The following is a 3,280-nucleotide window of genomic DNA, read 5'->3' as shown; positions in this document are numbered from 1 at the left end:
ATGGCATTCCTCCGGCGACCGCCGGTCAGGCCTGCACGATGATCGGATCGCCGATGTGCACCGTGTCGAAGTACCAGGCGGCGTTGTCCGGGCTGAGATTGATGCAGCCGTGGCTGACGTTCGCATACCCTTGGGAGTCCACCGACCACGGTGCCGAATGCACGTAGACACCGCTCCAGGTCACCCGGACCGCGTACTGGCCGTCGAGCAGATAGCCCTCGGGATCTTTGAGGGGGATACCGATGGTGCGGGAATCGAACTTGACAGTCCGCTCTTTCGACAGCGCGGTGAAGGAGCCGATCGGTGTCGGGCGCTTGGGCTTGCCCATGGAGGCCAGCATCACCCGCAGCACCTCGCCGTTGACGCTGACGGTGAAGGTGTGCTCGGAGATATCGGCGACGGCCAGCACGGCGTCACCGGTTTCGAAACCGGTGGACAGCCCGTGCGCCTCGACGTCGACCGTGCTGTGCGCCCGCCAGAACCCGTCCGGAATCCATTGCACGACATCGCTGCTGACCCAGTTGAATCGCCCGGTGCTGTTGCCCGGCCCGGGCTTGGCCGTGATGTGGATGCCACGCTCGGCCGCGGCCCGGTCACCGACCGGCCCGGTGAAGGTCACCGTCACCGGGTATCCCACGCCCACCACCGAACCGGGCGCGGGCTGGATCGTCGCAACGCCGACGACGGGCGCCGAGGGCGCCTCAGCGGCTTGGCTGACACTGGCGGAGACCGCCATCGCAACGGCGAAAACTCCCCCTAGAGCGCCTACGCGGCGCACTGCTCGATACATGGCGTCCATTGTCCCCCAAGAATCCCGCAATAACAGCTACCCCCGCGGTTACCGCGGTTACTGCTGACAGCACGTTGGGACCAAGTCACCCCAGACTGCCCGCGCGCCCGACTCGCCGATCCGGTAGATCTGGAATGTCGTCACGGCGGCCGCGGTGATCACGACCGCGGCTATCGACCATCGCAGCGCCGGATGCACGGCGCTTCCGCGCTCCAGGACAACGTGGAGGCCGGCCAGTAGCACGGCTGCGATCGCCAGCGCCACCGAGAAGTAGATGGCGGTCTCGCCCAGATTCATGTGATCGTCCGCGGCCGGTGTCTCGTCGACATGATCGCCCAGCCATTCGCCAGCGTGGATGGCCAGCGGTGTCATGATCAGGGTGAAAAACGCCAGCGCCAGCACCAGCCAGACCAGCCGCCGGCGTGCCTGCGGCCACACCGCGCAGATGATCATCAGGATTGCTGTCAGCGGGCCCAGCACGACGATGAAATGGTTGAACAGGATGTGGGCCGGCAGCCCGTGAAAGACCGTCATAGACCCCTCCCTGGTCACGTTGCCTGAAGATCACAGCTCTCCGGCGGCGTGCTCGATCGTACCGGCTCAGCCCCTCACACGGTTGCCCTGACCTGGGCAGCGGCCGATTCCGGCATGGGGTCGTAACGGACGAACGTCCGGGTGAACGAGCCGGCGCCGTGAGACAGCGAACGCAGGTCGATGGCGTAGCGGGTGAGTTCGACCTGCGGCACCTCCGCCTTCACCAACGTCCGGTCCGCACCGACCTTGTCGGTACCGAGCACCCGGGAGCGGCGGGCGGACAGGTCACCCATCACCGCCCCGACCAACTCGTCGGGGATCAGCACCGTGACCTCGTCGATCGGCTCCAGCAGCTGCACGTGGGTGCCCGCCGCCGCCTCGCGTAGCCCCAGCGCGCCGGCCATCTGGAACGCGAAGTCCGACGAGTCGACGCTGTGCGCCTTCCCGTCGAGCAGGGTGACCCGGATGTCGACCATCGGATACCCGGTGCCGCCCCCGCCGCTGACGCCCTTGTCCATCTGCGCGCGGATCCCCTTCTCCACGCTGGGGATGTACTGGCGTGGCACCGCGCCGCCGACCACGTGATCGACGAACTCGAAGCCCGAGCCTTCCGGCAGTGGCTCCACCTCGATGTCGCAGACCGCGTACTGGCCGTGGCCGCCGGATTGCTTGACGTGACGTCCGTGCCCCTTCGCCTTGGCGGCGAAGGTCTCCCGCAGCGGTATGCGCAGTGTGACGGTGTCCACCGCCACCCCGTAGCGGTTGGCTAGCGCGTCGAGCACCACCCCGGAGTGGGCTTCGCCCATGCACCACAGCACGGTCTGGTGGGTCTCCGGGTTCTGCTCGACCCGCAGCGTCGGGTCTTCGGCGGCCAAGCGTGCCAACCCGACCGACAGTTTGTCCTCGTCGCTTTTGGCGTGCGGTGCGACCGCCACCGGCAGCAGTGGTTCCGGCATCGTCCAGGGTTTGAGCACCAGCGGCGTGGCCTTGTCGGACAGGGTGTCGCCGGTCTCGGCCCGACTCAACCGGCCGATCGTGCAGATGTCGCCGGCCACCACCACGGACGCCGGCCGCTGCTGTTTGCCGAGCGGGAACGACAGCGCACCGATGCGGTCGTCCTCGTCATGATCAGTGCGGCCGGCGTGGCCGCCGCCGGGCCCGGGATCCGCACCAAAAAACGAGGTGAAATGGCCTGACACATGAACGGTTGTGTCGGGCCTGATGGTCCCGGAGAACACCCGGACCAGGCTGACCCGCCCGACATACGGGTCCGAGGTCGTCTTGACGACCTCGGCCAGCAGCGGTCCGCTCGCATCGCAGCGCAGTGCGGTGCGTGCCGCCCCATCCGGCGTGAACACCTCGGGGAGTCGATGTTCCGGGGGAGACGGGAATCCTCTGGTGATCACCTCCAGCAGTTCGGCCGCCCCGACGCCGGTATTGGCGCACACCGGGATCAGCGGGTGAAACGATCCGCGCGCCACCGCCTTCTCCAAGTCGGCGGTGAGCACCGCCCGCTCGATCTGTTCGCCGCCGAGATAGCGGTCCATCAGCGATTCGTCCTCGGATTCCTCGATGATCGCCTCAATCAACGTGCTGCGCGCTTCCTCGTTGCCGTGATCCGTTTCGGATAGCAGTCCGATCAGTCCGTCGGCCCCGCCGTTGATCGGCAGGTACAGGGGCAGCACCTTGCCCCCGAACGCCGCCTGAGCGCCTGTCAGCGCGTTCGGGTAGTTCGCCCGGGCGTGGTCGAGTTTGGTGACCACCACCGCTCGCGGCATCTCCACCTGGCTGCATTCCTGCCAGAGCGACTTGGTCGCCTCGTCGACGTCTTCGTTGGCGGCGATGACGAACAGCGCGCAGTCCGCCGCGCGCAGCCCGGCCCGCAGTTCGCCGACGAAGTCCGCGTAGCCGGGGGTGTCGATCAGGTTGACCTTGGTGTCGTTGTGTGACAGCGAC

The 3,280-nt window shown here is 67.3% G+C and carries 3 protein-coding genes; all 3 read right to left on the bottom strand.

The window, feature by feature from the left end; translation table 11 throughout:
• Positions 1–25 precede the first annotated feature (25 nt).
• A complete protein-coding gene (locus AC2VON_RS22510; RefSeq protein ID WP_486954854.1) occupies positions 26–790 on the bottom strand; it encodes a L,D-transpeptidase in 765 nt (254 codons plus the stop codon).
• Positions 791–847: 57 nt separating this feature from the next.
• Positions 848–1,324 (bottom strand): hypothetical protein, encoded by a 477-nt coding sequence (locus AC2VON_RS22505; RefSeq protein ID WP_486954853.1) that lies wholly within the window; start codon positions 1,322–1,324, stop codon positions 848–850.
• Between the two features lie 74 nt (positions 1,325–1,398).
• Positions 1,399–3,280 (bottom strand): elongation factor G-like protein EF-G2 (locus AC2VON_RS22500; protein WP_486954852.1); only part of this gene is annotated, 1,882 nt, incomplete at its 5' end.

Source organism: Mycobacterium sp. TH-M82 (assembly GCF_057473605.1).
This window is presented reverse-complemented; position numbering and strand designations above follow the sequence as displayed.